Below are 25624 nucleotides of genomic sequence, written 5' to 3' on the forward strand. Positions count from 1 at the left end.
AGGCGGAGGAGGAGGCCGTAGCGGAGCCTACGGCCGACGACGACAACGCGGCGAGGCGCCGTCTGGGCCGCGCGCAGCAGGGCTTGATTTGTCAGACACGACCTAGTCCCGGGTCAGCTTGCGGTAGGTGACGCGGTGCGGGCGAGCCGCGTCCACGCCGAGCCGGTCGACCTTGTTCTTCTCGTAGTCGGCGAAGTTGCCCTCGAACCAGAACCAGTTCGAGCCGCCCTCCCACGCCAGGATGTGCGTGGCGATGCGGTCGAGGAACCACCGGTCGTGCGAGGTGATCACCGCGCAGCCCGGGAAGTCGAGCAGCGCGTTCTCCAGGCTGGACAGGGTCTCGGTGTCGAGGTCGTTGGTGGGCTCGTCGAGCAGCAGCACGTTGCCGCCCTGCTTGAGGGTCAGGGCGAGGTTGAGGCGGTTGCGCTCGCCACCGGACAGGATGCCCGCCGGCTTCTGCTGGTCCGGCCCCTTGAAGCCGAACGCCGCGACGTACGCCCGGGACGGCATCTCGACGTTGCCGACCTTGATGTGGTCGAGCCCGTCGGAGACGACCTCCCAGACGTTCTTCTTCGGGTCGATGCCCGCCCGGCTCTGGTCGGCGTAGGAGATCTTGACGGTGTCGCCGACGGTGATGGCGCCGCCGTCCGGCGTCTCACCGCCGGTGATCATGCGGAACAGCGTGGTCTTGCCGACGCCGTTCGGGCCGATGATGCCGACGATGCCGTTGCGGGGCAGGTCGAAGGAGAGGCTGTCGATGAGGACGCGGTCATCGAAGCCCTTGGAGAGCTTCTCCGCCCGGATCACCGTCGTGCCGAGGCGCGGGCCCGGCGGGATCTGGATCTCCTCGAAGTCGAGCTTGCGGTACTTGTCCGCCTCAGCGGCCATCTCCTCGTAGCGCTGGAGACGGGCGCGGCTCTTGGTCTGGCGGGCCTTGGCGTTGGAGCGAACCCACTCGAGCTCCTCCTCCAGGCGCTTCTTGCGCTTGACGTCCTTCTGGCCCTCGACCTTCAGACGCGCGGCCTTGGCCTCCAGGTAGGTGGAGTAGTTGCCCTCGTAGGCGTAGCAGCGGCCGCGGTCGAGCTCCAGGATCCAGCCGGCCACGTTGTCGAGGAAGTAACGGTCGTGGGTGACGGCCAGGACGGTGCCGGGGTACTTCTCCAGGTGCTGCTCCAGCCACTGGACGCTCTCGGCGTCGAGGTGGTTCGTCGGCTCGTCGAGCAGCAGCAGGTCGGGCTGCTCCAGCAGGAGCTTGCACAGCGCGACGCGACGGCGCTCACCACCGGAGAGCTGGGAGACGTCCGCGTCGCCGGGCGGGCAGCGGAGCGCGTCCATGGCCTGCTCGAGCTGGCTCTCCAGGTCCCAGGCGTTGCGGTGGTCCAGCGCGTCCTGCAGCTTGCCCATCTCTGCCAGCAGCTCGTCGCTGTAGTCGGTGGCCATCTGCTCGGCGATCGCGTTGAACCGGTCGAGCATCGCCTTGGTCTCGGCGACACCCTCCTCGACGTTGCCCAGAACGGTCTTGGTCTCGTTGAGCGGGGGTTCCTGCTGCAGCATGCCGACGGTGAAGCCGGGCATCAGCCGCGCGTCTCCGTTGGACGGCTGCTCGAGCCCCGCCATCATCTTGAGCAGCGTTGACTTGCCCGTGCCGTTCGGGCCCAGAACGCCGATCTTGGCTCCGGGCAGGAAGGACAGCGTGACATCGTCGAGGACTACCTTGTCACCGTGCGCCTTGCGCACGCGCTGCATCGTGTAGATGTACTCCGGCATGACTCCAAGGGTAGTGGCACCCACGGTAGCTTCAGCCGGTCATCTCATCCCCTGTGCGCGGTGGAGGAGCCGTGGGACGCGCAGGGAGGCAGATGCGGTCACGGCCGAGCTCCTTGGCCCGGTAGAGGGCGAGATCCGCGGCGGCGAGCAACTCGATGAGATCGTTGCCGTGCATGTTCATGATGGCCACTCCGGCCGAGATCGTCACGGTGACCATGGCGTGGTCGGCCGGGACCGCCATGCGCCCCACCCGGGAGCGCAACCGCTCGGCCACCCGCCTGGCCTCGGTGACGTCGGCCCGCGGCAACAGGATCACGAACTCTTCGCCGCCGAACCTGCCGACCACGTCGTAGTCGCGCAGCTGGCTGCGCAGCGTGCCGGCGACCCCGATCAGCACCTGGTCGCCGACGAGGTGGCCGTAGGTGTCGTTGACCCGCTTGAAGTGGTCGATGTCGACGATGAGCAGCGCGAGCGTCTCGCCGGTGCGCCGGGCGCGGACGATCTCGGTGTCCGCCTCGCGCTGCCAGGCGGCGGCGTTGAGCAGCCCGGTCTTCGGGTCGGTGCGCGCGGCGGCCTGCAGCTGGGCGTGCAGCAGGCTGCGCTGCAGCAGCACCACCGGCGGCAGCGCGAGCAGCAGCAGCCCCAGGTTGAGCGCGCACGCGATGGCGACCGTCACGCCGAGGCAGAGCTCGACGGCGTCGAGCAACGCGCTCTCGCGGTTCCACAGGAGCTCCCGCCACCGGGTGTCGGGATCGGCGGTGCGCACGGCGATGGCGATGAGCGCGGTGTTGAGCGCGGTGAACAGGACGGCGCAGGCCACCGCCGCGAGAATGGGCAGCGCGCGGCCGCTGGACAGCTCGCCCGGCGCCGGGATCCACGCGTGGAACGCCACGGAGGCCGCGCACGCGGCCACTCCGATCGCCGCCGCGCTGAAGACCCTCCGGTAGACGACCGTGGCGCGGACGCGCGCCTGCAGCAGGATCTGCAGCGGGATGGGGGCGAGCAGGGCGTACACCGGTGGGAGCAGCAGCACGACGGGCAGCCACCAGGCCGACAGCAGGTCGCGGGACACCCCGGCGGGCATGCCGAGCCGTCGGGTGGCCTCGATGCAGACGGCGCCGCACACCGTCAGGGCGGCGAACGCGGCAAGGTGCGAGAGGTGGAACGGCGTCGCGATCAGCAGGTACGCGATCGCGGCCAGGTCCAGCGCGACGATGCCGAAGAAGTAGACGACGAGAGGACGGCGCTGGGCCAGCAGGGGCCACCGACCGCGCCGCGAGGGCGATCCGTCTCGCGGTGTGGCCGAGGTCTGGCTGGGTGCCGTCATCCAGTCTCCCCACGTGTCCGTGCGCTGACTCCAGCGTCTCACGATGTGTAACACAATAATTGCGGAGTGTGCGTCACGCGACGGGAACCGCTACCTTTGGCAGTCTGTGCCGTCGAATGTCCGGACGGCAGACGAGGTAACCGCTCCTTCACCAGGGGGGCCGTGTGGGAAAGGAGCAGCCATGGTGCGGGGTGTGACCTGGACCTAGTAAGGGTGCTCTCGCAGCGACGCGGAAGTCGCCATCGGCCGATACCCGGACGTTCCACCGTGGGGCACCGGCCGCGCACGGCCGATGCCCTTGCCACCGCACGCTGACCCCTCACCTGCCACCCTCCGGCACTCCGGGCGCTACCTCCGCCACTCACCGCACACCGCCTCTGGCCCCCCGCGACATCGCTTCCGGTTTCCAGCCACTCGTCGTCATGCCGCGAGCGCATCCGGCACCGTCTCGACCGGCCAGGGCACGTCGCCCGTTTCCCGCCCCTCCATGGCGCTGGAGGACGGGCGCTCGTCCGCACGTTCCGCGGCCTCGCCCGCAGCGGCATCGCCGGAAGACGCGGACGCCTCCGCCGGATGAGTGCCCCGCCTCTCCGACGGCTGGGCGTCCCCTCCCTCGGCCGGGCGAACGGGCTGGCTCTCCCGGGCCGCCCGCTGCTCCGCCGGGCGCGGGTCCCGTCTCCCGTCCGGGAGTGCGTCCCGCTCGTCCGCGTGGGGCACGGGCCTCAGCTCCCACTCGCGGGTGGCGTCGTCCATGCCCTGCCGGTCCTCACCGCTGGGCGTGCCCGCGAAGGACCGGACCGGCTTCTCGAAGCTCGCGATGCCCCACTTCAGGTCGTGGCCGAGCGAGCTGGCCTCGACCTCGGCCAGGAACCTCTGCTCGCCCTGCCGGTCCTGGAACTGCTTGATCCGGAGCCTGCCGTACACGACCAGCGGGTGGCCCTTGCGGACCGACTGGGCGACGTTGTCGGCGAGCGCCCGGTAGCAGCGGATCGTGTAGTACGTCGTGTCCTGAGTGGTCCACGTCTGGGACTGCCGATCGAGCACCCTGCGGTTGACCGCGAGCCGCAGGCTCGTCGCGCGCGAGCCGTCGGGGAACTGATACTGCCGGGGGTCGGCGGTGACGTTGCCGCTCAACGTGACGTAGACGTCGCTCATGGAGTCCTCCCCAGGTCCGGACCCTCGCCGGACACCGGGGCCGACTCTGCCCGCTCCCCCGCCGGGGGTTCTCCCCCGAATCCGGTTCTGTGGAAAACCCGGCGCCTGGGGACGGTTACTTCCGGGACGCGGCGGCCACGGCTGCGAAGTACTCGTTGTAGCGCCGCAGCTCGCCCTCGACCGGCGCGACCACCATCTCCTCCGCCACCGCGGCCACCCGGCGACGCATGCCCCTCTCCAGGCGCTCCCGTTCCTTCGCCGCGCCGAGAACGACGAAGTTCCTGCTCGCCATGCCGGACAGGAGGCCCAGGCCCAGAACGCCGACGATCAGCAACCCGAGCCACGGCAGCAGGCCGACGTCACCGAGGATCTCCATCGGCGCCGCGCCCACCTTCAGCACGCCGTACGCGAGGATCGAGCCGGCCCAGGCGACCCCCGCCACGAACAGCACGACGAGAAGGTACTGCCAGATCCTGAGCAGCCACCACCAGCCGGGGACCCGGTCCAGTGGCGGGGCGACCTGGGACAGCTCGTCGGAGAGCGTCGCGGGCAACTCGCCGGACCTCGACCGCGCCGCGTCGCGCACGCCCGCCTGCCAGACCTCCGGCATCCCCTGGGTGACACCGTCGGCCAGTGCCTGCACGGCGTTGTCCACCTCCGCCGGCTGGGCGCTGACGGCGCTGCCCACGAGGGCGCGGATCTCGTCCTTCACATCGCCGAGCCGCAGGCTGCTCAGCGGGTCGGGCCGCAGCCGGGCCGCCCACCGCGCGTACGGCCAGCCGACCCAGTCCACGGAGCGTACGCCGTACACGTTCTCCATGGCCTCGCCGACCGCGGAGACGCCGACGGCGTCGCACAGGGCGTCGGTCAGCCCCTCGCGGCGCGCGCCGTCCACGGCCGGCTCGACGTGCGAGACGTCGGCGACGTCCTTGGTGAGGGGGCTCATCAGCCGGTCGAGGTCCGCCTCCAGCCTCTGGAAGGCCGCGCGGCGCCGGACCACCGACTCCGCGAGCACCGCCTTGAGGTCGTCGACGCCTTCGCCGGTGACCGCGGAGGTCACGACCACCTGCGGGCCGTCCACGCCCTCCTTGGAGAGCAGCTCTCTCAGGTCGGCCACGCAGATCTCGCGGTCCTCCGGGGACAACCGGTCCGCGTGGTTGAGCACGAAGACCGTCACGGCGTCGTGCCCCGCCAGCTCGGTGACGTAGCGCCGGTGCACGGAGGCGTCCGCGTACTTCTGCGGGTCGAGCACCCACACCACGAGGTCGGAGACCTTGATCAGCCGGTCGGCCTCGGTGTCGGTGAGCGCCCGGATCGAGTCGTGGTCGGGCAGGTCGAGCAGGATGAGCCCGTGAAGCCGACTCTCCCCCTTGTCCAGCGCGCTGGCCCGGGCGAAGCGGTGCCGCCACTGGATCTGCAGCCAGTCGAGGAGCGGCCCGGCGCCGTCCAGGCCCCAGACGCAGGCGTGGGTGCGGGCGGTGGTCGGCCTGCGCACCCCGATGGGCGAGAGTTCGAGGCCGGAGATGGCGTTGAACAGGGACGACTTTCCGCTGCCCGTGCCTCCGGCCAGCGCGACCACCGTGTGGTCCGGGGACAGCCTGAGCCGGTCCCCGGCGCGGACGAGCAACTGGGCGGCCTCGGTGAGCGTCGCCTGGTCGGCCCGGCCCGCGCCCAGCTCGACGAGCCGCGTGAGGGCGGCGAACCTGGCCCCGAGGCCGTACTGGACGTCGGTGGTGCTGGCAGTCATCGTGCGACCTCAAGGTTGTACGTCGCCTGGTACAGGCGGGTGGCTGCTGCCTCGTCCGGGATCCCGGCGCCGTCGAGCGTGTCCACGTAGCGCAGGGTCTCCTCGTCGAAGACCATGCCGATGCGGGCGCGCAGATCGCTCCGGGCCTTGGCGCTGATGTTCCGCAGCGGCTCGGCGCCGAGGAGCGCGCGCAGCAGGCGTTGCGGCAGCGCGCCCGCGCCCCGGCCGGACGAGACGTCCGTGGCGCCGTAACCGAGCAGGCCCACCGTGAAGATCAGGGCGAGCGACTCCACATCGAAGGAGACAAACCGAGCCACCGAGCGCTTGGTCACGCCCTCGGTCCTGATCAGCTCGGTGACGTGGTCCTGCCAGGCGCCGATGGCGCGCGCGGTGCGCTGCGCGACCTCGCCGGACGAGCGGCCGAGGCCGGGTGTGGCGGCGAGCCGGTCACCCGCGCCCGCCCGCTGCCGCCAGCGCGCGACGACCTCCTCCGCGGCCCGCTCGGCGGCGGAGTTGATCATATTTTCCAGGGCGCTCCTGATCGCCGTCCTGAGCGCGCGGGCGCGTTCCGGCCCCTGCTGACCCCCCTTGCCGCCCCGCCGGAGCTGGAGAGTGCGGATCAGGTCGCCGGAGCCGGCGAAGTCCTGCCAGCGGGCCAGCACCTCTCCGCGCAGCAGCGAGCCGTTCCTGGTGGCCTCGTCGATGTCGGCCAGCGCGCCCATGTACGCGGCGTCCACGTCGGAGCGCAGGTCCGCGCGCAGCGCCACCTGCGTCTCCAGATGCCTGGCCAGCGCGGGCACCCGGTTCCTGAAGCTGTCCAGGACGCCGTTCAGGGTCGTCCGTACGGCGGCGGCGCGCCGCTCGTCGTCCACGGAGAGGTGGGCCAGCCACATCCGCAGCTCGGAGACCTCCTTGTCGGGAAGCCGCCCTTCGGTGACCGCCGTCTCCTTGATCACGAAACGCTCGGCGTCGGCCAGGCCGTACTCGTCGAGCATCCGGCCGAAGTGCTTCACGATGACGTCGCGGGACTTCTCCGGCACCCGGGACAGCACGATGACCAGCCGCGCGCCGCGTTCCTTGGCCAGCCGCAGCAGGTTCCACGAGGGCGCGTCGGCGTACCGGGAGGCGGTGGTCACGAACACCCACAGGTCGGCCGCGTCGAGCATCCGATGGGCGATCTCGTGGTGTTCCTCCACGACCGAGTCGATGTCCGGGGTGTCGAGCAGCGCCACGCCCGGCGGGAGGCGCTCGGTGGTGGACAGCACGACGCTGTCCGCGCCTACGCCCTCGACGGGCCGCTCAAGCCGGGTCAGCCCGCCGAGCAGGTCTCCCTCGGCGAACCATTCGTGGTCGTCGGGGTGGCACACCAGCACGGGCGTCCCCGTCGTGGGGCGGCGCACGCCCGTCATGCTCACCCGCTGCGCGGCGAGCGTGTTGACCAGGGTGGACTTGCCCGCCCCGGTCGAGCCCGCGACGACGATCAGCGCGGGTGCGGTGCTCATGTGCACGCGCGGGATGACGTAGTCCTCAAGCTGGGCCAGCACGGCGGCCTGCGCCTTGCGGGCCTCCTCCGCGCCCGGGATGTCCAGGCCGAAGTGCAGGTCCTCGACGGCCAGGCGGAGCTGGTCCAGCGCCTCGGTCAGCGCGGCGGAGACGGGTTCCGGCAGCGGCACCGCGCGCACCCGGGCGACGGGGTCCTCGTCAGCCTCTACGACTTCTTCTTCGGCCGCTGCCTCTTCAGGCTCTTCGACCCGCTCAACCCCGTCGGCCTCGTCGTCCGGGCCGCCGGTCGCGTCCTCCGCGTGCTCGGCGTCGCCCGTCCTGACCTCGGCGCCGTGAGGCATGCCCTCGGCGGCGCGGAGCCCGACCTCGGCGTCCTCGCTATCCGCCGCGTCGCCGCTCTCGCCCGTGATGGCGCTCGCGTCGCCGGTCTCGTCCGAGCGCCACGCCTCGTAGGCGAAAACACCCTCGCCGTCGGCCGCGTGTCCGAACGCGGCGGACTCGGCGTCACCGGAGTCGTCCGGCCGAGGCTCGGATGTCGAGCCGTCCTCGATCTGTCCCGCCCCGTCGGGCCACTCGATCGCTCCGGATCGCCCGGCCTCCTCGGCGTCACCGGAGTCGTCCGGCCGAGGCTCGGATGTCGAGCCGTCCTCGATCTGTCCCGCCCCGTCGGGCCACTCGATCGCTCCGGATCGCCCGGCCTCCTCGGCTTCCCCGTCGTCCGCCGCGCCCGGGGCGTCCTCGATCTGCGCGGGATGCCCGTCGCTCTGGAGCGCGTCGATGTCGCGAACGGCCTCGGGGGTGTCCGCGATCTCGCCGACGTGCCCGCCGTCGCCGGTCACGTCCAGGACGTTCTCGCCGTCCCCGACGGCGAGAACGTCCGGCACACCGGCGTCGTACGGCTCGGCGGGGCCGATGAACACGGTGGTGGAGTCACCGGAGGCGACGTCACCGTCGGACGCGGTGGCGGAGCGGTCGGCGGCGGTCTCGTCCCCCGCCTCCTCGGCGTGATGCCAGGGCGACGGCGCGCCCGCGGAGGGCGTATCCGAACCGTCTTCCTGACTGTCCGCCGCGTCGGAGCGATCTGCCCGGTCCGCCGTTCCGTCGTGGACGGGGGGCGCCGCGCGGTCATCTGACGTGGCGCTCTCGCCGTACGTCCGGTTGTCGTGGGCGGGCGTGCCGGACGTGTCCGGCGCCGCAACGGGGTCGAGGTCGCCGCCCGTCCGGGGCCGCGTGGTCGCGCTGAAAGCGTCCCAGCCCGAGAGCCCGTCCGCGACGGCGGCGAATCCGGCGCTGACCACATCGGCCAGGTCGGGCTGCCCGGTCGTTTCCGGCGCTTCGGCGCCCTCGCGGGCGGCGTCGGCGGCGGGTCGCGGCGCGAAGGCGTCCCAGTCGCCCGTCCTCTCCGAACCCGTACGGGCGTCACTCGGAGGCGTCGCGGCGTCGCGGGAGGCGCGTGCCGGGGTGTCCCAGACCGAGGTCCGGTCGGCGGCGGTGTCCGTCGTGGGGGCGTCCCACACGGATGTCACCTCCGGCGCGCTCTCGGGCGCGCTCTCCGTCGCCGCGGCGTCACGGGCCGGCCGATCCCAGATGGATGTCCCCTCCGCCGGAGTTCGGCGAGGGAGGGCCGCGTCGTCACGAGCGGGCGGGTCCCAGACGGACGTCTCCTCCGCCGGTCCCGGCGTCACGTCGTGCTGGGGCGCGTCCCACGCCGGTTCGCGGTGTGCCGATCGACCGCGTACGAGAGGCTCGTCGATGTCGGGCCGGGCGGCGCGGGGCGGCTCGCCCGCTCCCGGCGCGCCGGAGGCGCCGCTCAGCGGGGACGGGCGCCTCGGCTGCTGCGTGGCGAACGCGTCCCAGCCCGGCGTCGCCCACGCCGTACGGTCACCGATGCGCGGGCGGGCCGGGCGGTCGGGGGCACCGGTCGTGTCGGGCGTGCGCGCGTCTCGCTCGGCGAAGGCGTCCCAGTGGTCGTCGTCGGTGCCGGAGTCCGTCGCCCCGTGGGAGGGACGCACCGTGAAACCGTCCCAGCTGTCGCCCCTGTCCCAGTCGGAACGTGCGGGATCGCTCTGGGCCGGGTGGTCGCCGTTCCCCGATCCGGAGTCGGCCGGGCCGCCGTCCTGGATGGGACGGAAGGCGACCGTCTGCTCTCCCGGTGTCTCCGGGTGCTCGCCGGTGTGATCGATGGCCTGCTCCTCGTTCTCCGCGTGGCCGGACCGGTCGACGGACCCGTCGTCGGGCGTCTTCCAGGCAGGCGGCTTCACGAGATCCGCCCCGCTCGCACCATTTCGATCTCCTGGCCGACTCTGACGACGTCGCCGACGATCACGATCGCCGGTGGCCGCACCCCGGTCGCGGTCACGCGCTCCGCCACCGTGGAGAGCGTGGCGGCGAGTGCTCGTTGGGTGGGAAGAGTACCGTCCTGCACCACCATCACGGGAGTTTCCGGCGAACGTCCGTACCGTACGAGCGCGTCGGCGATCTCCGCGACCCGTTCGACGCCCATCAGCAGGACGAGCGTTCCCTTCGACCGCGCGAGCCCCGGCCAGTCGACCGTCGACTTCGGATCGTCCGGCGCCACGTGTACGGAGATCACGTGGAACTCCTGGCTGACCCCCCGGTGGGTGACCGGCACTCCGGCCGCGGCCGGGACGGCCACCGCGCTGGTGACGCCCGGCACGACCGTCACCGGGATGCCGGCGCGGGCGCAGGCGATCATCTCCTCGCCGCCGCGTCCGAAGACGAACGGGTCGCCGCCCTTGAGCCGGACGACGAACTTGCCCTGCCTGGCGTGCTCGACCAGCAGCTCGTTGATCCGCTCCTGCGCCAGCTGACGGCCGTACGGGATCTTGGCGGCGTCGATGAGCTCGACGTCGGGCGGCAGCTCGTCGAGGAGGGCGCGCGGGGCGAGCCGGTCGGCCACGACGACGTCCGCCTGGGCAAGGAGCTGACGTCCCCGGACGGTGATCAGCCCGGCGTCGCCCGGCCCGCCGCCGACGAGGGCGACACCGACGGGTTTGCCGCGGTGGCGGCGCGCGTCCACGCTGCCGTCGCGGAGCGCGTTGACGACCTCGTCGCGGATGCCCGCGGCCCGGCGCGGGTCGCCGCCCGCCGTGATGGCGACGCCGATCTCCCCGACCCGGCCGCTCGCGGGCGTCCAGGCGGCGGACGCCTCCTTGTCGTCGGCGCGTACGCACCAGATGCGCTTGGCCTCGGCCTCGGCGGCGATCGCCGCGTTCACCTCGCGCCGGTCGGTGCAGGCGTGCACCAGCCACGCGCCGTCGCAGTCCCCCACCTGGTACGACCGGCGCTCCCAGGTAACGCGACCGTCGGCGATCAGGTCGTCGAGGGCGGGGGTGGCGCTGGGCGAGACGAGGACGACCGAGGCCCCGGCGTCGAGCAGGGCGGGGATCCTCCGCTGCGCGACGCGGCCGCCGCCCACGACCAGGACCCGCCGCCCATCGAGGCGAAGGCCGAGCAGGTAGGGCGCCATGACCCCTATCTCCCTAATGCGTCAAGCGTGCTGTGCTAGGAGGCAAATTTACCGGTTGGCCGGTGACCGGCGGCTCAGCGGATCAGGCTCCGTCGGGCGGCGGGCTCCCCCGTGCCGTTCGCCCGACAGATCCTAGAGCAGGGCGGGTCACCGCTCCTTGTCGGTCACGCCGGCGGAGTCGAAGGTGGCGACCTCGTGCATCACCCGTACGGCCGCGCTGACCAGCGGGTGGGCGAGCAGGCCGCCGGTGCCCTCGCCGAGGCGGAGTTCGAGGTCGACGAGCGGCCGCAGACCGAGGTGGTCGAGGGTCGCGGCGTGGCCGGGCTCGGCCGATCGGTGCCCGGCGACGCAATAGGCGGCGGCGGCGGGGGCAAGGGCGACGGCCGCGAGGGCGGCGGAGCCGGCGATCACGCCGTCGAGGATGACCGGCACGCGCGCCGCGGCGGCGGCGAGGATGAACCCGGCGATCGCGGCGTGTTCCAACCCCCCGACGGAGGCGAGGGCGCGCAGCGCGTCGTCGCGCCGCTCCGGCGCGAAGCCGTCGGCCTCCCGCAGCCGGTTGACCTCCAGCGCCCGGCGCACGACGTCGATCTTGTGCTGGTGGGTGACGTCGTCGATGCCGGTGCCGCGCCCGGTCACCTCCGCCGCCTCGCGCCCGGTGTACGCGCAGATGAGCGCGGCGGAGGCGGTGGTGTTGGCGATGCCCATGTCCCCGGTGATGAGACAGCGGGCGCCGTCCTCGATCAGCTCGCGGGCCGTCTCGACGCCCACCGCGAGCGCGGCGGCGGCCTGGCCGGCGGTCATGGCGGGACCGAGGGACAGGTCGGCCGTGCCGTACGCGACCTTGCGGGCGCGCAGGCCGGGCGCGGCGGGCAGGTCGGCGGCGACGCCCACGTCGACCACGGTCACCGAGGCCCCGGCCGAGGCGGCGAAGGCGTTGGCCACGGCCCCGCCGGCCAGGAAGTTGGCCACCATCTGGGTGGTCACCTCCTGCGGCCACGGCGAGACACCCTGGGCGTGGACGCCGTGGTCGGCGGCGAAGATCGCGAGCGCGGCGGGCGCCGGCATCGGTGGCGGGCAGACGCCCGCCACCCCGGCGAGCCGTACGGCGACGTCTTCGAGCGCGCCGAGGGCGCCGCGCGGCTTGGTGAGCCGGTCCTGGTGCTCTCGTGCCCGCGCCATCGCGTTGCGGTCGGCCGGGCGGATCGCCGAGATCGTCTCATCAAGCGGGGTCAACGCGTGTTCTCCAATGTCAGACGGGGGTGGGGATCTCCGGCTCGGGCTCGTCCCTGGCCATGCGCTCGACGGCCAGGGCCTCGGTGAACCGGCGGCGTGCCGTCCACACGCCCGGGTCGGCGGCGCCGGCCAGCGCCTCCTCGTACCGGTCGATGACGACGTCGGCGAGGCCCTCGCAGTCGCCGATGACCTCGGCGCAGCGGATGTCCAGGCCCTCGTGGTTCGCGCCGTACGCCAGGGCCTGGGCCCAGATGCGTTCGAGGACGCCGCCGGCGAACAGCAGGTACGGCAGGACGATCACGCGCTTGGCCCCGAGCCGGCGGCAGCGCTCCAGGCCGCCGGGGACGCCGGGCCGGTTGTGCGACATGTACGCGGTCTCGACGGTCAGCATCTCGGGGGCGTGGGTCTCCCAGAACAGCCGGGAGACGCGGTGGACCTCGGCGTTGACGGCGGGGTCGGCGGCGCCGTGGCCGACCAGGACGACGGCCGTCTCGGCGGGGGTGATGTCCTCGGGCATCTCCTCGGTGACGAGGCGGGGCATGTCGGCCTGGGCGTCGGCGAGCCGCTCGGCGAGCAGTTCGAGGATGCGGTGGTCGGGGCCGAGCGGCCGGGCGAGGTCGAACTCCAGGGTGGGGTGACGCTCCTGCTCCAGCGCCATGGTGCCGGGGATGTCGCCGAGGGCCTCGCGGTCGCCGGTGAGGCTGAGCGGCAGCGCGATGAGGTGATGGTGGCCGTGCGCGATCAGCGAGGAGATGGAGTCGCGGAGCTGCGGCTTGGCCTTGGTGATGAAGCCTCCGCTGACCTCGGCGACGCGCTGGTCGAGTCGGCAGCGGAGCCGATGGACGAACCTGCCGAACTCGGCGACCCCCGTCTCATCGTGGGTACCGTGCCCGATGAGCAGCAGCGGCGGTTTCATCTGCCTGATCTCCCATGCCTTGACCTGCGGATTTGTAATCCGGCTCGCGAGGATAGCCGACCGTGCCGACGATGGGCACTGCTCGTGCCATCGGCAGGGTCAGACGGGCGAGACGATCATCCGGCCGGTGGCCGCTCCACACATAGGGAATTTCATTGCATTTCCCCTCTGAGCACACTGAACATTACGGCATCGGAGCGTCCGCCGGGCACCGGAACCGCCTGCCGCAGGATGCCTTCCTGGGCGAATCCGGCCCGTTTCGCCACCGCCTGGCTCGCGTGGTTGCCGGTCGCGATCACCAACTGGACGCGGTCGAAGCCGAGGTCGAGCAGGTGCGCGGTGACGAGCCGGGTCGCCTCGACGGCGTAGCCGCGCCTGCGCGCCCACGGCGAGATCCAGTAGCCCACCTCGACGTCGCCCCGCTCCCGGTCGGCCCGGTGGACGCCGACCGCGCCCGCGAACCGCCCGCCGTCGCGCGGCTCGATGGCGAAGTTGGCGCCGGAGAGGCCGGGCGCGTGGGCGTGGCGGGTGCACCACTCGACGGCGCGCTCCAGGGTGTAACCGGCGGCCCACGGCATCCAGCGGGCGATCTCGGGGTCGTCCCGCACCGCGGCGAGCACGTCGAAGGCGTCCCGCCGGTCGAACGGCCGCAGGACGATGTGCTCGCCGCCGAGCCTGCGTCCGACGACCGTGCGGCCGTCGCCGCGCAGCAGGCCGAAGACGACCAGGTCGTGCGGGCCGTCGTCCTCGAAACCGGCGCCGCGCAGCACCCCCTCGCGGATGAACCCCGCCTTCTCCGCGACCCTGATCGAGGCGGTGTTGTCCAGGTTCGCCCGCAGCTCGACCCGGCGCAGCGGCCCGGGGCCGAGCACACGGTCGGTGAGCCCCCTGAGCGCCTCGGGCGCGTACCCGCGTCCCCGGTAGGAGGGGCGGACGCCGTAGCCGACCTCGGCGATGGCCGCGGCCCACTGGGCCTTGAACAGGCTGATGGCGCCGACGATCACGCCACCCGTCTCCATCGCGAGGTGGATGCCCTGGCCCGAGCGCCACAGCTCGTGTACGCCCTGGGAGAGCCAGGCGGCGACGCCGATCGCGTGGCCCGGGGCGCCCGGAGGCAGCCCCACCTGCTCGCCTTCCTTGACGATCTCGCGTACCTGCGCGGCGTCACCGGGGCCGAAGGGCCGCAGGACGAGCCGCTCGGTGGCGATCGTGAGGCGCTCGTCGAACATGGATTCCCTCCGGTTGCGATGTTTGGGGGGGACGGGGCGGGTACGGGCCTCCACATGACCCGATTCGGGAGGTGAGGTCATGAGTATCCAACGCGGCAGCGACAAGCACAGCCCCCGGGCGGACGACGAGCGGAAGCACGAGACTGAGGGCCTCACTCAGGGCGGCGGCACCACCCACACCGAGAACGATCCACAGCCGAACGATCCGCAGCCGGGCCGCCGGCCGCCGGGGACGTCGAGCGGCATCACCCCCGCGGACGTCGAGCGCCGCAGCCACCTGGCGATGTGGCTGAGCGACGCCGAATATCCGGCCAACCGCGAGAACCTGCTGGCCCACGCCGAGGAGAAGAGCGCTCCCGACGCCGTGATCGAGGCCGTACGCCAGCTTCCCGAGCTCAAGTTCCACAACGTCGGCGAGGTGGCCGAGGCCCTGGGGCTCGGCGTCGAGCGCCACCGCTGATGAGGGGAGACCTCGTGAGACTGGACTCAGTCCGTCATCTGTACGAGCGCCGCGGACCTTTCGTCTCGGTCTATCTGGACACCACCCGCATCACGGAGGAGGAGGCCAGCGCGGTCGAGCTGCGCTGGCGGCGGATCGACGAGGAGCTGGCGGCGCGAGGCGCCTCGCCCGAGGTACGCGCCGCCGTCGGCGAGCTGGTCAAGGAGCCGACGCCGACGGCGCCCGGGCGCGCGGTGTTCGCCGAGGGGACCTCCGTCGTGCTGACCGAACCCCTGGCCGCGTCGCCCCGGCGCGAGATCGCCCGCTGGTCGCCGCTGCCCCATGTGGTGCCCATGCTGGCCCAGCGCGGAGAGACGGTGCCGCATCTGGCGGTCCTGGCCGACCACGCGGGCGCGGACGTGATCGTCTCCTGCGGCGGCCCGAAGCGCGAGCTGTCGGTCGAGGCCGCCGACTGGCCCATCCAGAAGACCGGCCAGGGGGGATGGTCGCAGACCCGGTACGAGCGGGACGCCGAGGAGACCTGGCGGCTCAACGCCGTCGCGGTGGCCGAGGTGATGGACAAGGAGGCGCACAGCATCGGCGCGGAGATCATCGTGCTGGCGGGCGAGCCGCAGACCCGCCGCATGATCATGGATGCTCTCGGCAAGGACGCGGCGTCCCGGGTCGTGGTGGCCGAGCGCGGCAGCCGCGCCCCGGGGGCCGCCGACGGGCCGTTCCATGCGGAGGTGAACCACGCCATCGAGGCCTGGCAGCGCAAACGGCACACCGCGCTGCTCGACGCCTACCACGAGGGGCCGTACGCGACCGGCCTGGCCGAGACCGCGCGGGTGCTGCGCGACGGGCGGGTGGCGACGCTGCTGCTGCGGGACGACCCGTCCTCCGACGCCACGCTGTGGATCGGCCCGGAGGGCACCCAGCTCGCCGCCGAGCCGGGCGAGCTGACCGACCTGGGGGTGGACCTGCCGGTCGAGGAGCGGGCCGACGCCGCCCTGGCCCGCGCCGTCGCGATGACCGACGCCGAGCTCTGGTTCGTGCCGGAACTCGACTCTCCCGACGGCGTCGGCGCGGTGCTCAGGTACTGATCACGACTTCGAGGGTGCGCGGGCCGTGCACGCCCTCGACCCGGTCGAGCTCGATGTCGCTGGTCGCCGACGGCCCGCTGATCCAGGTCAGGGGCCGTTCGGCGACCAGCACGGCCACGGCGTCCGGCACTCCCGCCACGACCTGGTCGGCGCGGACGACGCACAGGTGGTAGTCCGGCAGCAGCGTCAGCGCGCGACGTCCCTGGCCTGGGCCGGCGTCGAGGACGATCGTGCCGGTCTCCGCGATCGCCGCCGCGCATCCGGTGATCACGCCGTCCACGCGGTCGAGGTCGCCGGCGCTCAGTTCGGGGTCGTCCCGCACGGTCTCGTACGGCACGGTCTCGTACGGCACGGCCTCCCCCTCCGGGGGGCGGAGCCAGGCGGACGGGAGGCCGTCCGGGACGACGAGGCGGGCGGCGGCGCGGCGGGCGAGCGCCTCCCGCACCACGGAGGCGATCTCGGCCTCGGGGACCACGTGGACGATCGCCCGGTAGTCGCGCAGCCGCTCGGCGAGCAGGTCGATCAGCCGCGGCTCCGCGGTCCCGGCACCGGGGCCGGGGCCGGTCGCGCCCCGGTAGTCGCGGGGCACCTCCACGTCGGGCGCGCCCGTGACGGCGCCCCGGATGCGGGCGAGGATCTGGTCGCGGGCGTTCATCGGGCGGCTCCGTCCCTGGGTTCGGTTCCCGTCTGTCCTCCTCCGGTGCGGTCCCACCAGTCGCGGAACGACTCGCGGGGGATGTCCGGGATGTCGCGGGTGTCGGTCCACGCCGACATCGGGCCGGGCAGCCGCTTCGGCACGAACCGGCGCAGCCGCCCGCCCGCCCGCTGCGCCAGCGCCAGCCGTTCCGGCCGGTTGAATATCCAGCCCGCGGCCGCCATGCCCAGGCGCTCCGCGCGCGGATGCCGCGCCTTGGCCCGCAGGTCGACCAGCACCTCCGGGATGTCGATGGCCACCGGGCACACCTCGTAGCAGGCGCCGCACAGCGACGACGCGTACGGCAGCGAACGGTCCAGCTCCGATCCCATGCCGCGGAGCTGCGGCGTGAGGATCGCCCCGATCGGGCCGGGATAGACCGATCCGTAGGCGTGTCCGCCGGCGCGCTCGTACACCGGGCAGACGTTGAGGCAGGCGGAGCAGCGGATGCAGCGCAGCGCCTGGCGGCCGACCTCGTCGGCGAGGACGTCGGTGCGCCCGTTGTCGAGCAGGACGAGGTGGAACTCCTGCCCCTCGGTCGCGCCGGTCCAGGTGGAGGTGTAGGGGTTCATCCGCTCGCCGGTCGAGCTCCGGGGCAGGAGCTGGAGGAAGACCTCCAGGTCGCGCCAGGTCGGCAGGATCTTCTCGATGCCGACGACGCTGATCAGCGTCCGGGGCAGGGTGAGGCACATCCGGCCGTTGCCCTCGGACTCCAGCACGACCAGGGTCCCCGTCTCGGCGATCATGAAGTTCGCCCCGGAGATCGCGACCTTGGTGGAGAGGAAGCGCTCGCGCAGGTGCAGCCGGGCGGCCTCGGCGAGCGCCCGCGGGTCGTCGGTGAGGTCCTCCGGCGCGGGCCGGCCCCACTCGCCCATCCGCTTCCGGAAGATCTCGCGGATCTCCGCGCGGTTGCGGTGGATGGCCGGGACCAGGATGTGCGAGGGCCAGTCGTCGCCGAGTTGGACGATCAGCTCGGCCAGGTCGGTCTCGTACGCGGTGACGCCTTCGGCGGCGAGCGCCTCGTTCAGGCCGATCTCCTGGGTGGCCATCGACTTGACCTTGACCACCTCGGTCTCGCCGGTGGCCTTGACCAGGCCGGCGACGATGCGGTTGGCCTCGTCGGCGTCCCTCGCCCAGTGGACGTGCCCGCCGGCGGCGGTGACCGCGCCTTCGAGCTGCAGCAGGTAGCGGTCGAGGTTGCGCAGCGTGTGGTCCTTGATCGACTTGCCGGCCTGGCGGAGCCCCTCCCAGTCGGGCAGCTCGGCGACGACGGACGCCCGCTTGCCGCGGATCGTGCGGGTCGCCTTGCGCAGGTTGAACCGCAGTTGCGAGTCGCGTACGGCCGCGGCCGCGTTGGCGGGGAAGCCGCGTTCCAGGGCGCGGCCGGGCATGCCGAGGAAGGTGCGGCTCACGGCGCGGACCTCTCGATCGTCGCGGCGGCCGGGGCGTCCTCGGTGGCCTCGGTCGCGGCGAGGATCTCGGCCAGATGCATGATCTTGACTCCGGTCTTCTGGCGGGTGAGCGTCCCCCCGATGTGCATCAGGCAGGAGTTGTCGGCGGCGCACAGGACCTGCGCCCCCGTGGCCATGACGTTCCCGACCTTGTCGGCGCACATCGCGGCGGATATCGCAGGATTTTTCACGGCAAAGGTGCCGCCGAAGCCGCAGCATTCCTCGGCGCCGGGAAGCGGCACGAGCTCCAGCCCCCGGACGTTCCGCAGCAGCCGCAGCGGCCGGTCGCCGAGGTGGAGGCCGCGCAGCGAGTGGCAGGTGGGGTGGTAGGTCACCCGGTGCGGGTAATACGCCCCCACGTCGGTCACGCCGAGCACGTCGATCAGGAACTCGGAGAGCTCGTAAACCTTCGGCACCACCTCTTCGGTCGCGGCGGGGGCCAGCCGCGGGTACTGCTCGCGGACCATGGCCCCGCACGAGCCCGAGGGCACGACCACCGCGTCGTACCCGCCGAAGACCTCGGCGAAGTGGCGCGCCAGCCGTACGCCCTCCTCGCGATAGCCGGTGTTGACGTGCATCTGCCCGCAGCAGGTCTGCGCCCGGGGGAACGCGACGTCGACGCCGAGGCGGCGCAGCAGCGTCACCGTCGCCTTCCCCGTCCCGGGAAAGAGCGTGTCATTGACGCAGGTGATGAACAGGGCGACCCGCACGTACGGCTCCCGCAGGTATGGTCGGACCAAATATGGTCTGACCATACACCCGCCCACACACCCGGCCGGAGAGCCGGTCCCACGCGGAGGAGGACGGACGTTGAGCGTCGTCGACGGTCACCGGGAGCCCCGGCGCGCCCCGGAGGGCGCCCGGACGCGGGCCTTCGAGGAGGTCCTCGACCGGATCGAGGAGCGGATCGCCGCCGGCGGGCTCACCGTCGGCGACCGGCTGCCCGGGGAGCGCCAGCTCGCGGAGGAGCTCCGGGTGAGCCGTTCGTCGGTCCGCGAGGCCCTGCGCGCGCTCGCGACCCTCGGTGTGGTGTCGTCCCAGGCCGGGCGGGGCCCGGACGCCGGGGCGGTGTTGACGTCGCGGCCGGACAGCGCGCTCACCGAGCTGCTCCGGCTCAACCTGAGCCTGTCCACGCTCACCATGCGCGAGGTCGTGGACACCCGCCTGATGATCGAGCAGTGGGCGGCCGCCCGTGCCGCGGGCGACGGCGGGGCCGCGCTCGACGAGATGGCCCGGGCCGTCGCCGCGATGGACGCCGCCGCCACCCCCGAGGAGTTCGTCGCGCACGACATCGCCTTCCACATGGCCCTCGCGGCGGCCTCCGGCAACCGGCTCACCTCCGCGATCATGCGCGCCCTGCGCGACGCGGTACGGCGCTACGCCGTCGACGCGGTGCGCCGCCTCGGCGACACGGCGGATCTGCAGGCCGACCACCGCCGCATCCTCGACGCGGTGCGCGCCCGCGACGCCGAGGCCGCGACGGCCGCCGTCGCCGAGCATCTGGCCCGTGCCTATCCGAGCTAGAACGTGTTCTAATCAGGTTCCACGCGCAGACGCGACCTGAGGAGGACCGGGTGGCCGAGGACCTGAGACTGGGACTGAATCTGGGCTACTGGCAGCGGACCGCCGACGACGCCACCGGGCTCGTCCAGGCCGCCGAACGCCTGGGATACGACTCGGTGTGGACGGCCGAGGCGTACGGGAGCGACGCGTTCACCCCGCTCGCCTGGTACGGCGCGCGGACCAGCAGAATCAAGCTCGGCACGAGCGTGGCGCAGCTCTCCGCGCGCACACCCGCGGCCACCGCGATGACCGCGATGACGCTGGACCACCTCACCGGCGGCCGGCTGCTCCTCGGCGTCGGCGCGTCCGGGCCGCAGGTCGTCGAGGGCTGGTACGGCCGGCCGTTCGCCCGCCCGCTGGCCCGGACCCGGGAGTACGTCGAGATCATGCGCAAGATCTGGCGCCGGGAAGAACCTGTTACGAATGACGGGCCGCACTATCCGCTGCCGCTGCCCGGCGGCCTCGGCAAGCCGCTGAAGCTCATCACCCGCCCGCTCCGCGCCGACATCCCCGTCTACCTCGGCGCGGAGGGTCCGAAGAACGTCGCGCTCGCCGCCGAGATCGCCCAGGGCTGGCTGCCGCTGTTCACCTTCCCCGACAAGATCGACACGATGTACGGCACGGCGCTCGCCGGGACGCGGCCGGGCTTCGACGTGGCGGCCATGGTCATGACGATGGTCACCGACGACGTCCGGGCCGCCCTGGACGGCGTCAAGATGATGCTCACGCTGTACATCGGCGGCATGGGCGCGAAGACGCGCAACTTCCACGCCGACATCATCGGCCGCATGGGGTACGCCGAGGCGGCCGAGCGCATCCAGGCGCTCTATCTCTCCGGACGCAAGGAGGAGGCGTTCGCCGCGATCCCGGACGAACTGGCCGACGGCATCTCGCTGGTCGGGCCGCCCGCCCGGATCCGGGAGCGGCTGAAGCCGTGGCGGGCCAGCCCGGTGACGAACCTCCTCGTCATGGGGCCGCGCGACGAGGAGACGCTGCGGACCGTCCGCGACCTCGTCCGCGGCTAGACCCTCCCCGCCGTCAGCGGTCGCCCCCTGCACCGCGGTCACTCTTCACCCCACTCTTCGGACCTCCCTTCAGACCACCCTTCGGACCTCCCTTCAGACCACCCTTCGGACCTCCCTTCACCAGCGACGATCGATCGCCCGGCCAAAGCTGGCGGGAAGCGTGTGCCAAACCTTTCTATGGCCCGTGGCGGACGCCGGATCGGCTCCGATTAGCGCCGGTATCAATGGGATACGAGAGGGGCAAGTGACACGGAGGCCGGGGGGAGAAACACATGCGGTCCGCCTCGTCGGAAGTGAGCCGGTCGGCCGCGGCCGTCTACGCGAGCCTCGGCGCGCAGGTCGCCGCGATGGCCGCGATGGTGCTCTTCGAGCACGTACGCGGACGACGGCTGTCCCGCGAGATCGCGGCGTTCGGCGGCGATCCGCACAACCCGGCCGCCCGCGAGGTGGTCGGGGCCGTGACCGTGTTCGCGATCCTCATACTGCTGCTCGCCGGGGCCACCGTCGCGGCGGCGGTGGCCTATCTGGGCTGGCTGCGGAAGGTGCGGCCGGCCTCCTCCGGCCTCTACACGCTCGGCGCCTGGCTGGTGCCGGGCGTGAACCTCGTGGCGCCCCCGATCGTCGCCGACCAGGCCTGGCGGGAGGCGGCGCGCGGCAGGGGGAGCCGCTCCCGCTGGCTCCCGCTGCTCGCCGGCTGGTGGATGAGCTGGCTGACGCTGATCTGGCTGATCCTGGTACGGCTGCCGCGCACCCACGGTCCGGCCGACCTGACCGGCGTGGGGCCGCTCGAACTGGTGACGGCGGCGGTCGCCGCCGCGCTGTGCGCCGCGACCGTCCACCGGATCACCGGATTCCGCGACCCGCGGGCGGCCGCCGCCCCGGCCGACGCGGGCCGTCACCGCCTGCGCGTGCGGGTGGGCCCGGAGCTGCCGGAGCTCGCGTGCCAGAGCCGCCGCTGGGGCTCGGTGGGATGGGCCAGGAAGGCCGCGGCGTCGCGCACGCCCGGGGCCGGCCCGATGTCGGAGTAGGGCGAGAGCCGGTAGCCGTTGCCGTACTCGATGGGACGGCCGCCGACGCCGCCGTCGGGCTCCGGCGTCTCCTCCAGCAGGGCGCGTACGGCGTCGACGCCTCCGCGGGGCGGCGGCGCGCGCCACAGCTCGTCGAGATCGACGAGGTTCCAGCAGTTCAGGGCGCGCAGCGAGACGGCCCGCGCGCCGGTCCGCCGGACCACCCCCCGCGCGACCAGCAGCCACGACCCGAACACGGTCGCCGCCGTGTGCGCCTGCACCGACTCGAAGAACGTCAGATCGATCGGTCCGGTGGAGTCGTCGAGGGTGAGGAAGATGACCCGCTGTCCCGACCGCACGGCGGGCGTCTGGGTCGCCACCTTGACCCCGGCGACCAGGATCTCGGCGCCGTTGCGCTGCCGCAGCAGGTCTCTCGCCCGGACGACGCCGATCGCGTCGAGCAGCTCGTCATGGAAGCCGATCACGTGCCGGCTGACGTCCATGCCGAGGACGGCGAGCTCGGCCTCGACCACCTCGGCCTCGGTCATCTCCGGCAGTTCGCCCGGGGTGACCCGTTCGGCGAACGCCATCGGGAGCTGCACCGCCGCCGTGTCGCCCTTGGCCGCCACGCCGGCCGCCGACGAGCGGTCGAGCGCGCCCACCTGGGCGATCAGGTCCCGCCTGGTCAGGCGGCCGGGCCGCCATCGGGGGCCGCCGGGGCGCAGGCCGTACATCGTGTCGAGGCCGCCGACCTCGACGATCCGCTCCGCGACCGGCCGGGACGGGCGGGCCCGCTCCCAGAAGTCGGCCACCGACGTGTACGGCTGGCCGGCGACCATCCGGTCGATCTCGGCCTCGCTGACCCCGCGTACCGCGGAGAACGGCACGCGCAGGGCGTAGCCCCGGCCGAACCCTCCGGTCCCCCCGTCGGGTCCGCCATCAACGCCACTACCGACGCCGCTGTCGACACCACTGCCGAGATCGACGTCCTGCCGCCGCGGGCCCAGGTCGCCGGGCCGGACGCGGAGGGTCAGCGGCTCTCCCGTCGGCTCCTCCGTCGGCTCTCCCGTCGCCTCGCCGTACGGCTCCTCGGGAGGCGGTCCGGCCGGCTCGCCGCCGGTCTTCTCGACCCGCCAGTGCCGGCCGGAGTGGTTGACGTCCAGAGCCAGGATCCCGACGCCGCACCGGCGGGCCTCGTCGAGGATCACCCGGCTCGGATACATGCCCGGCTCGTGGGTGAGCACGCCCGCCAGGAAGGCGGCCGCGTGATGCCGCTTCAGCCACGCCGACTGGTAGGTCGGCAGCGCGAACGCCGCCGCGTGCGCCTTGCAGAACCCGAACGCGCCGAACGCGTCGAGGACCTTCCACGCCTTCTCCACCGTGGCGGGGTCGAACCCCCTCTCCGCGGCCAGCGGCACGAACCAGTCGTGGACCGCCTCCCTGCCCTCCGGCGTGCCGAGGGCGCGGCGGGCCTGCTCCGCCTCCGACAGCCCGCAGCCGGTCATGACGTCGACGACCTTCAGCACCTGCTCGTGGAAGACGACCACGCCGTGGGTCTCCCGCAGCGCCTCGCGCAGCTCCTCGTGCGCGTACGACGGCCGCCGGAAGCCGTGCCTGGCCTCCAGGTACGGCGTGACCATGTCGGAGTTGACCGGGCCCGGCCGGAACAGCGAGATGTCCACGATCAGGTCGTGCATCGTGCGCGGCTCCAGCTTGGCGACCAGCTCGCGCTGGCCGGGCGACTCGATCTGGAAGCAGCCGATCGTGTGGCCCGAGCAGATCATGTCGTAGGTGTCCACGTCGTCGCGCGGGACGGCGTCCAGGTCGACCCGCACGCCGTCGACCCGCTCGATCTCGTCCAGCGCGTGGGCCATCGCGGACTGCATCCGCACGCCGAGCACGTCCAGCTTGAGCAGGCCCGCCTCCTCGACGTCGTCCTTGTCGAACTGCGACATCGGGAAGTCGAGCATGCTGCGCTCCACCGGCGTGCGGTCGCGCAGCGCCGCGTTGCCGACCAGCACGCCGCACGGATGCAGCGCGATGTGCCGGGGCAGCCCGTCGAGCTTCTCCGCGAGCCGGAACACGGTCTCCAGCGACCGGTCGTTCAGGCCGCTGTCGCGCAACTCGGGGAGGTCGGCCAGGGCGGCCCGGATCTGCTTGGCGCGGATGTGCGGGAACGCCTTCGCGATGGCGTCGATCTCGTGCGGGGGCAGCCCCATGGCGGAGCCGACGTCCCTGATCGCGCTGCGCGCCCGGTAGGTCTCCATCATGGAGACGCAGGCCACCTGGGCCTCGCCGTACCGGCCGAGGATGGCGCGGTAGCAGTCGAGCCGGCGCGCGGACTCGACGTCCACGTCGATGTCCGGCAGGCCGCGGCGGCCCTCGGACAGGAAGCGCTCCATGAGCAGGCCGTGTTCGAGGGGGTTCACCTCGCCGATGCCGGCAAGGTAGTTGACCAGGCTGCCCGCGCCGGAGCCGCGGACCGCGCAGCGCACCCCCATGCCGCGGATCATGTCGGTGATGTCGGCCACCGCGACGAAGTAGCCGGACAGCCGCTTCCGCTCGATGATGTCCAGCTCGGTGGCGAGCCGCTCCCTGGCCTCTTTCGACCGTTCCATCCCGCGGCGGCGCAGCCCCTCCTCGCAGCGGCTCCGCAGCATCGGGACCGGGTCGCCGCCGACCTCGGGCAGGTGCGGCGCGCCCGGCGGGTCGGACAGCAGCGGGACGATCTCGACCGGGTCGAGCGCGCACCGCTCCGCCACACGGCGCGTCTCCGCCAGGAGCCGGGCCATCCGGCTCCGGTCGCCGCCGCAGACCCGCTCCGCCACCCGGGCCATCTCCTCGCCGCTCTTGAGGTACGCCTGGGAGGACTGCTCCAGGTGCCGGGCGTGCAGCGGCGCGAGCCGGCGCGCGGCGTCCAGCACGTTGCCGACCTGGTGGTCGTCGGGGTCGAGGTGGCGCACCGCGTTGGTCAGCACGGCGGGGAGGCCCGCCCAGTCGGCCAGGCCGAGCATCCGGGCGGCGACGTTCGCGTCGCGGTAGCCGTAATGGTCGGCCACCTCGACCACGACGTCGGGCGCCGCGGCGCGCCAGTCGGCCAGCAGCGCCCGCGCCTCCTCGTCGCGCTGCCCGGCCGCCGCGCGGCCGACGTCGGACCTGGGCCCGAGCAACACCACCAGCCGAGGCTCGCCCTCGGGCCCGCGCGCGTGCTCGGCGAGCATCTCGCGCGTCACGTACGGCTCGCCGCGCTCGCCCGCGTGGTGAGCGGCGGTGACGAGGCGGCACAGGGGGCCCCAGCCGTCCGCGCGGGCCAGGACGACGACCCGCCGCTCGTCGTCGCCCGCCGGGCCGTCGCCCCGGGTCTCCCCGGCGTCGCCGTGGACGCCCGCGCGCCCGCCGCGCGCCGCACGGTGGTCGTGGGCGCGCAGGACCAGGTCGACGCCGGCGATGGGGGCGAGCCCCTCAGCGTGGCATGCCTGGATGTGCTTGATCACGCCGTAGAGGCCGTCGCGGTCGGTCAGCGCGAGGGCGTCCATGCCGTGGGCCGCCGCGCGCGCGACCAGGGCGGGCGGGAAGGCCGTGCCGTACCGGAGGGAGTAGGCCGAGGCCACGTGGAGATGGACGAAGGAGGCCATCAGTCCCACGCCCTCAGCAGCAGCCAGCCGCGGCTCGCGGTGTCGAAGCGCAGCTCGTAGGTCCCGACGCCGGGGCCCATGCCGGCCTCGACCCGCCAGAACCGCCGCTCACCCGGGTCGGCGTCGGAGGTCTTCCACCACTCGCGGGCCACCACCCAGTGATCCTGGACCTGGCGGATCGCATAGAGACGGTCGCGCCAGACGAACTGGGCGGGCCGGCCGTCCCTGACCCACACCTCGATCGGATCGCCGTAAAGTCTGCTCAAGACGGATCTTCCCCCCATGGTCGGCACCCGGGGGAAGGCGGGCGCTACGTACTACTTCGAACATATGTTCT

Annotated in this window: 18 protein-coding genes and 1 pseudogene; 5 read left to right on the top strand and 14 right to left on the bottom strand. The window is 73.0% G+C overall.

What is annotated here, in order from left to right:
- Window positions 1–102: 102 nt before the first annotated feature.
- The 9 genes from ettA to AWQ71_RS40905 all read right to left on the bottom strand — a co-directional run bounded on the left by ettA (window position 103) and on the right by AWQ71_RS40905 (window position 14370).
- Window positions 103–1767, bottom strand: a complete 1665-nt coding sequence (ettA, locus tag AWQ71_RS33395) for an energy-dependent translational throttle protein EttA (protein WP_067141119.1) — start codon at window positions 1765–1767, stop codon at window positions 103–105.
- A 31-nt stretch (window positions 1768–1798) separates the two neighbouring features.
- On the bottom strand, window positions 1799–3094 hold the full coding sequence (locus AWQ71_RS33400; protein WP_067141121.1) for a GGDEF domain-containing protein: 1296 nt from the start codon (window positions 3092–3094) through the stop codon (window positions 1799–1801).
- 420 nt (window positions 3095–3514) lie between these two features.
- Complete coding sequence (locus tag AWQ71_RS33405; RefSeq protein WP_067141124.1) at window positions 3515–4249, bottom strand: single-stranded DNA-binding protein; 735 nt, start codon at window positions 4247–4249, stop codon at window positions 3515–3517.
- Window positions 4250–4364: 115 nt separating this feature from the next.
- Entirely contained in the window at window positions 4365–5996 is a 1632-nt protein-coding gene (locus tag AWQ71_RS33410; protein WP_067141127.1) for a GTPase, read from the bottom strand.
- Entirely contained in the window at window positions 5993–9760 is a 3768-nt protein-coding gene (locus tag AWQ71_RS44060; RefSeq protein ID WP_245658733.1) for a GTPase, read from the bottom strand. Before AWQ71_RS44060 ends, AWQ71_RS33410 begins: the two co-directional genes overlap by 4 nt.
- Window positions 9757–10989, bottom strand: coding sequence for a uroporphyrinogen-III C-methyltransferase (gene cobA / locus AWQ71_RS33420; RefSeq protein WP_067141130.1), 1233 nt, complete (start codon window positions 10987–10989; stop codon window positions 9757–9759). Before cobA ends, AWQ71_RS44060 begins: the two co-directional genes overlap by 4 nt.
- Window positions 10990–11136: 147 nt before the next feature.
- Entirely contained in the window at window positions 11137–12225 is a 1089-nt protein-coding gene (gene cobT, locus AWQ71_RS33425) for a nicotinate-nucleotide--dimethylbenzimidazole phosphoribosyltransferase (protein ID WP_084259570.1), read from the bottom strand.
- 16 nt (window positions 12226–12241) lie between these two features.
- Window positions 12242–13141 carry a sirohydrochlorin chelatase gene (locus AWQ71_RS33430; RefSeq protein WP_084259571.1) on the bottom strand — a complete coding sequence of 300 codons (900 nt, stop codon included), beginning with the start codon at window positions 13139–13141 and terminating at the stop codon, window positions 12242–12244.
- 152 nt (window positions 13142–13293) lie between these two features.
- On the bottom strand, window positions 13294–14370 hold the full coding sequence (locus AWQ71_RS40905; protein ID WP_169806691.1) for a GNAT family N-acetyltransferase: 1077 nt from the start codon (window positions 14368–14370) through the stop codon (window positions 13294–13296).
- 79 nt (window positions 14371–14449) lie between these two features.
- Here AWQ71_RS40905 and AWQ71_RS33440 point away from each other — a divergent pair, with 79 nt between their 5' ends.
- Together AWQ71_RS33440 and AWQ71_RS33445 are read left to right on the top strand one after the other, a co-directional pair.
- Complete coding sequence (locus AWQ71_RS33440; RefSeq protein WP_067141133.1) at window positions 14450–14830, top strand: DUF2795 domain-containing protein; 381 nt, start codon at window positions 14450–14452, stop codon at window positions 14828–14830.
- 14 nt (window positions 14831–14844) lie between these two features.
- Window positions 14845–15912 carry a baeRF2 domain-containing protein gene (locus tag AWQ71_RS33445; RefSeq protein WP_067141135.1) on the top strand — a complete coding sequence of 356 codons (1068 nt, stop codon included), beginning with the start codon at window positions 14845–14847 and terminating at the stop codon, window positions 15910–15912.
- On the opposite strand, the gene AWQ71_RS33450 is transcribed toward AWQ71_RS33445, so the two are convergent.
- Genes AWQ71_RS33450 through AWQ71_RS33460 form a run of 3 tightly spaced genes read right to left on the bottom strand, consistent with a single transcriptional unit; the run spans window position 15902 to window position 18767 of the window.
- Window positions 15902–16567, bottom strand: a complete 666-nt coding sequence (locus AWQ71_RS33450) for a LutC/YkgG family protein (RefSeq protein WP_067141138.1) — start codon at window positions 16565–16567, stop codon at window positions 15902–15904. The genes AWQ71_RS33445 and AWQ71_RS33450 overlap by 11 nt on opposite strands.
- Window positions 16564–18018, bottom strand: a complete 1455-nt coding sequence (locus AWQ71_RS33455; protein ID WP_245658740.1) for a lactate utilization protein B — start codon at window positions 18016–18018, stop codon at window positions 16564–16566. The genes AWQ71_RS33450 and AWQ71_RS33455 overlap by 4 nt, the downstream gene beginning before the upstream one ends.
- Entirely contained in the window at window positions 18015–18767 is a 753-nt protein-coding gene (locus AWQ71_RS33460; RefSeq protein WP_067141141.1) for a (Fe-S)-binding protein, read from the bottom strand. Before AWQ71_RS33460 ends, AWQ71_RS33455 begins: the two co-directional genes overlap by 4 nt.
- Before the next feature lie 100 nt (window positions 18768–18867).
- Between AWQ71_RS33460 and AWQ71_RS33465 the strand changes: the two genes are divergently transcribed.
- The 3 genes and pseudogenes from AWQ71_RS33465 to AWQ71_RS44065 all read left to right on the top strand — a co-directional run.
- Complete coding sequence (locus AWQ71_RS33465; protein ID WP_067141144.1) at window positions 18868–19581, top strand: FadR/GntR family transcriptional regulator; 714 nt, start codon at window positions 18868–18870, stop codon at window positions 19579–19581.
- A 50-nt stretch (window positions 19582–19631) separates the two neighbouring features.
- Window positions 19632–20645, top strand: coding sequence for an LLM class F420-dependent oxidoreductase (locus AWQ71_RS33470; protein ID WP_067141147.1), 1014 nt, complete (start codon window positions 19632–19634; stop codon window positions 20643–20645).
- A 356-nt stretch (window positions 20646–21001) separates the two neighbouring features.
- Window positions 21002–21481: pseudogene (locus tag AWQ71_RS44065) on the top strand (DUF4328 domain-containing protein); the annotation flags it as partial.
- A gap of 59 nt (window positions 21482–21540) precedes the next feature.
- Here the strand turns inward: AWQ71_RS44065 and AWQ71_RS33475 are convergent.
- The gene (locus tag AWQ71_RS33475; protein ID WP_067141150.1) at window positions 21541–25287 is read right to left on the bottom strand and encodes a DNA polymerase III subunit alpha; all 3747 of its coding nucleotides are present in this window, start codon (window positions 25285–25287) and stop codon (window positions 21541–21543) included.
- Window positions 25287–25553, bottom strand: coding sequence for a DUF6504 family protein (locus AWQ71_RS33480; protein WP_084259575.1), 267 nt, complete (start codon window positions 25551–25553; stop codon window positions 25287–25289). The genes AWQ71_RS33475 and AWQ71_RS33480 overlap by 1 nt, the downstream gene beginning before the upstream one ends.
- Window positions 25554–25624: the final 71 nt, after the last annotated feature.

The organism is Microtetraspora malaysiensis, from assembly GCF_001528665.1.
GTDB lineage: Bacteria > Actinomycetota > Actinomycetes > Streptosporangiales > Streptosporangiaceae > Microtetraspora_A > Microtetraspora_A malaysiensis.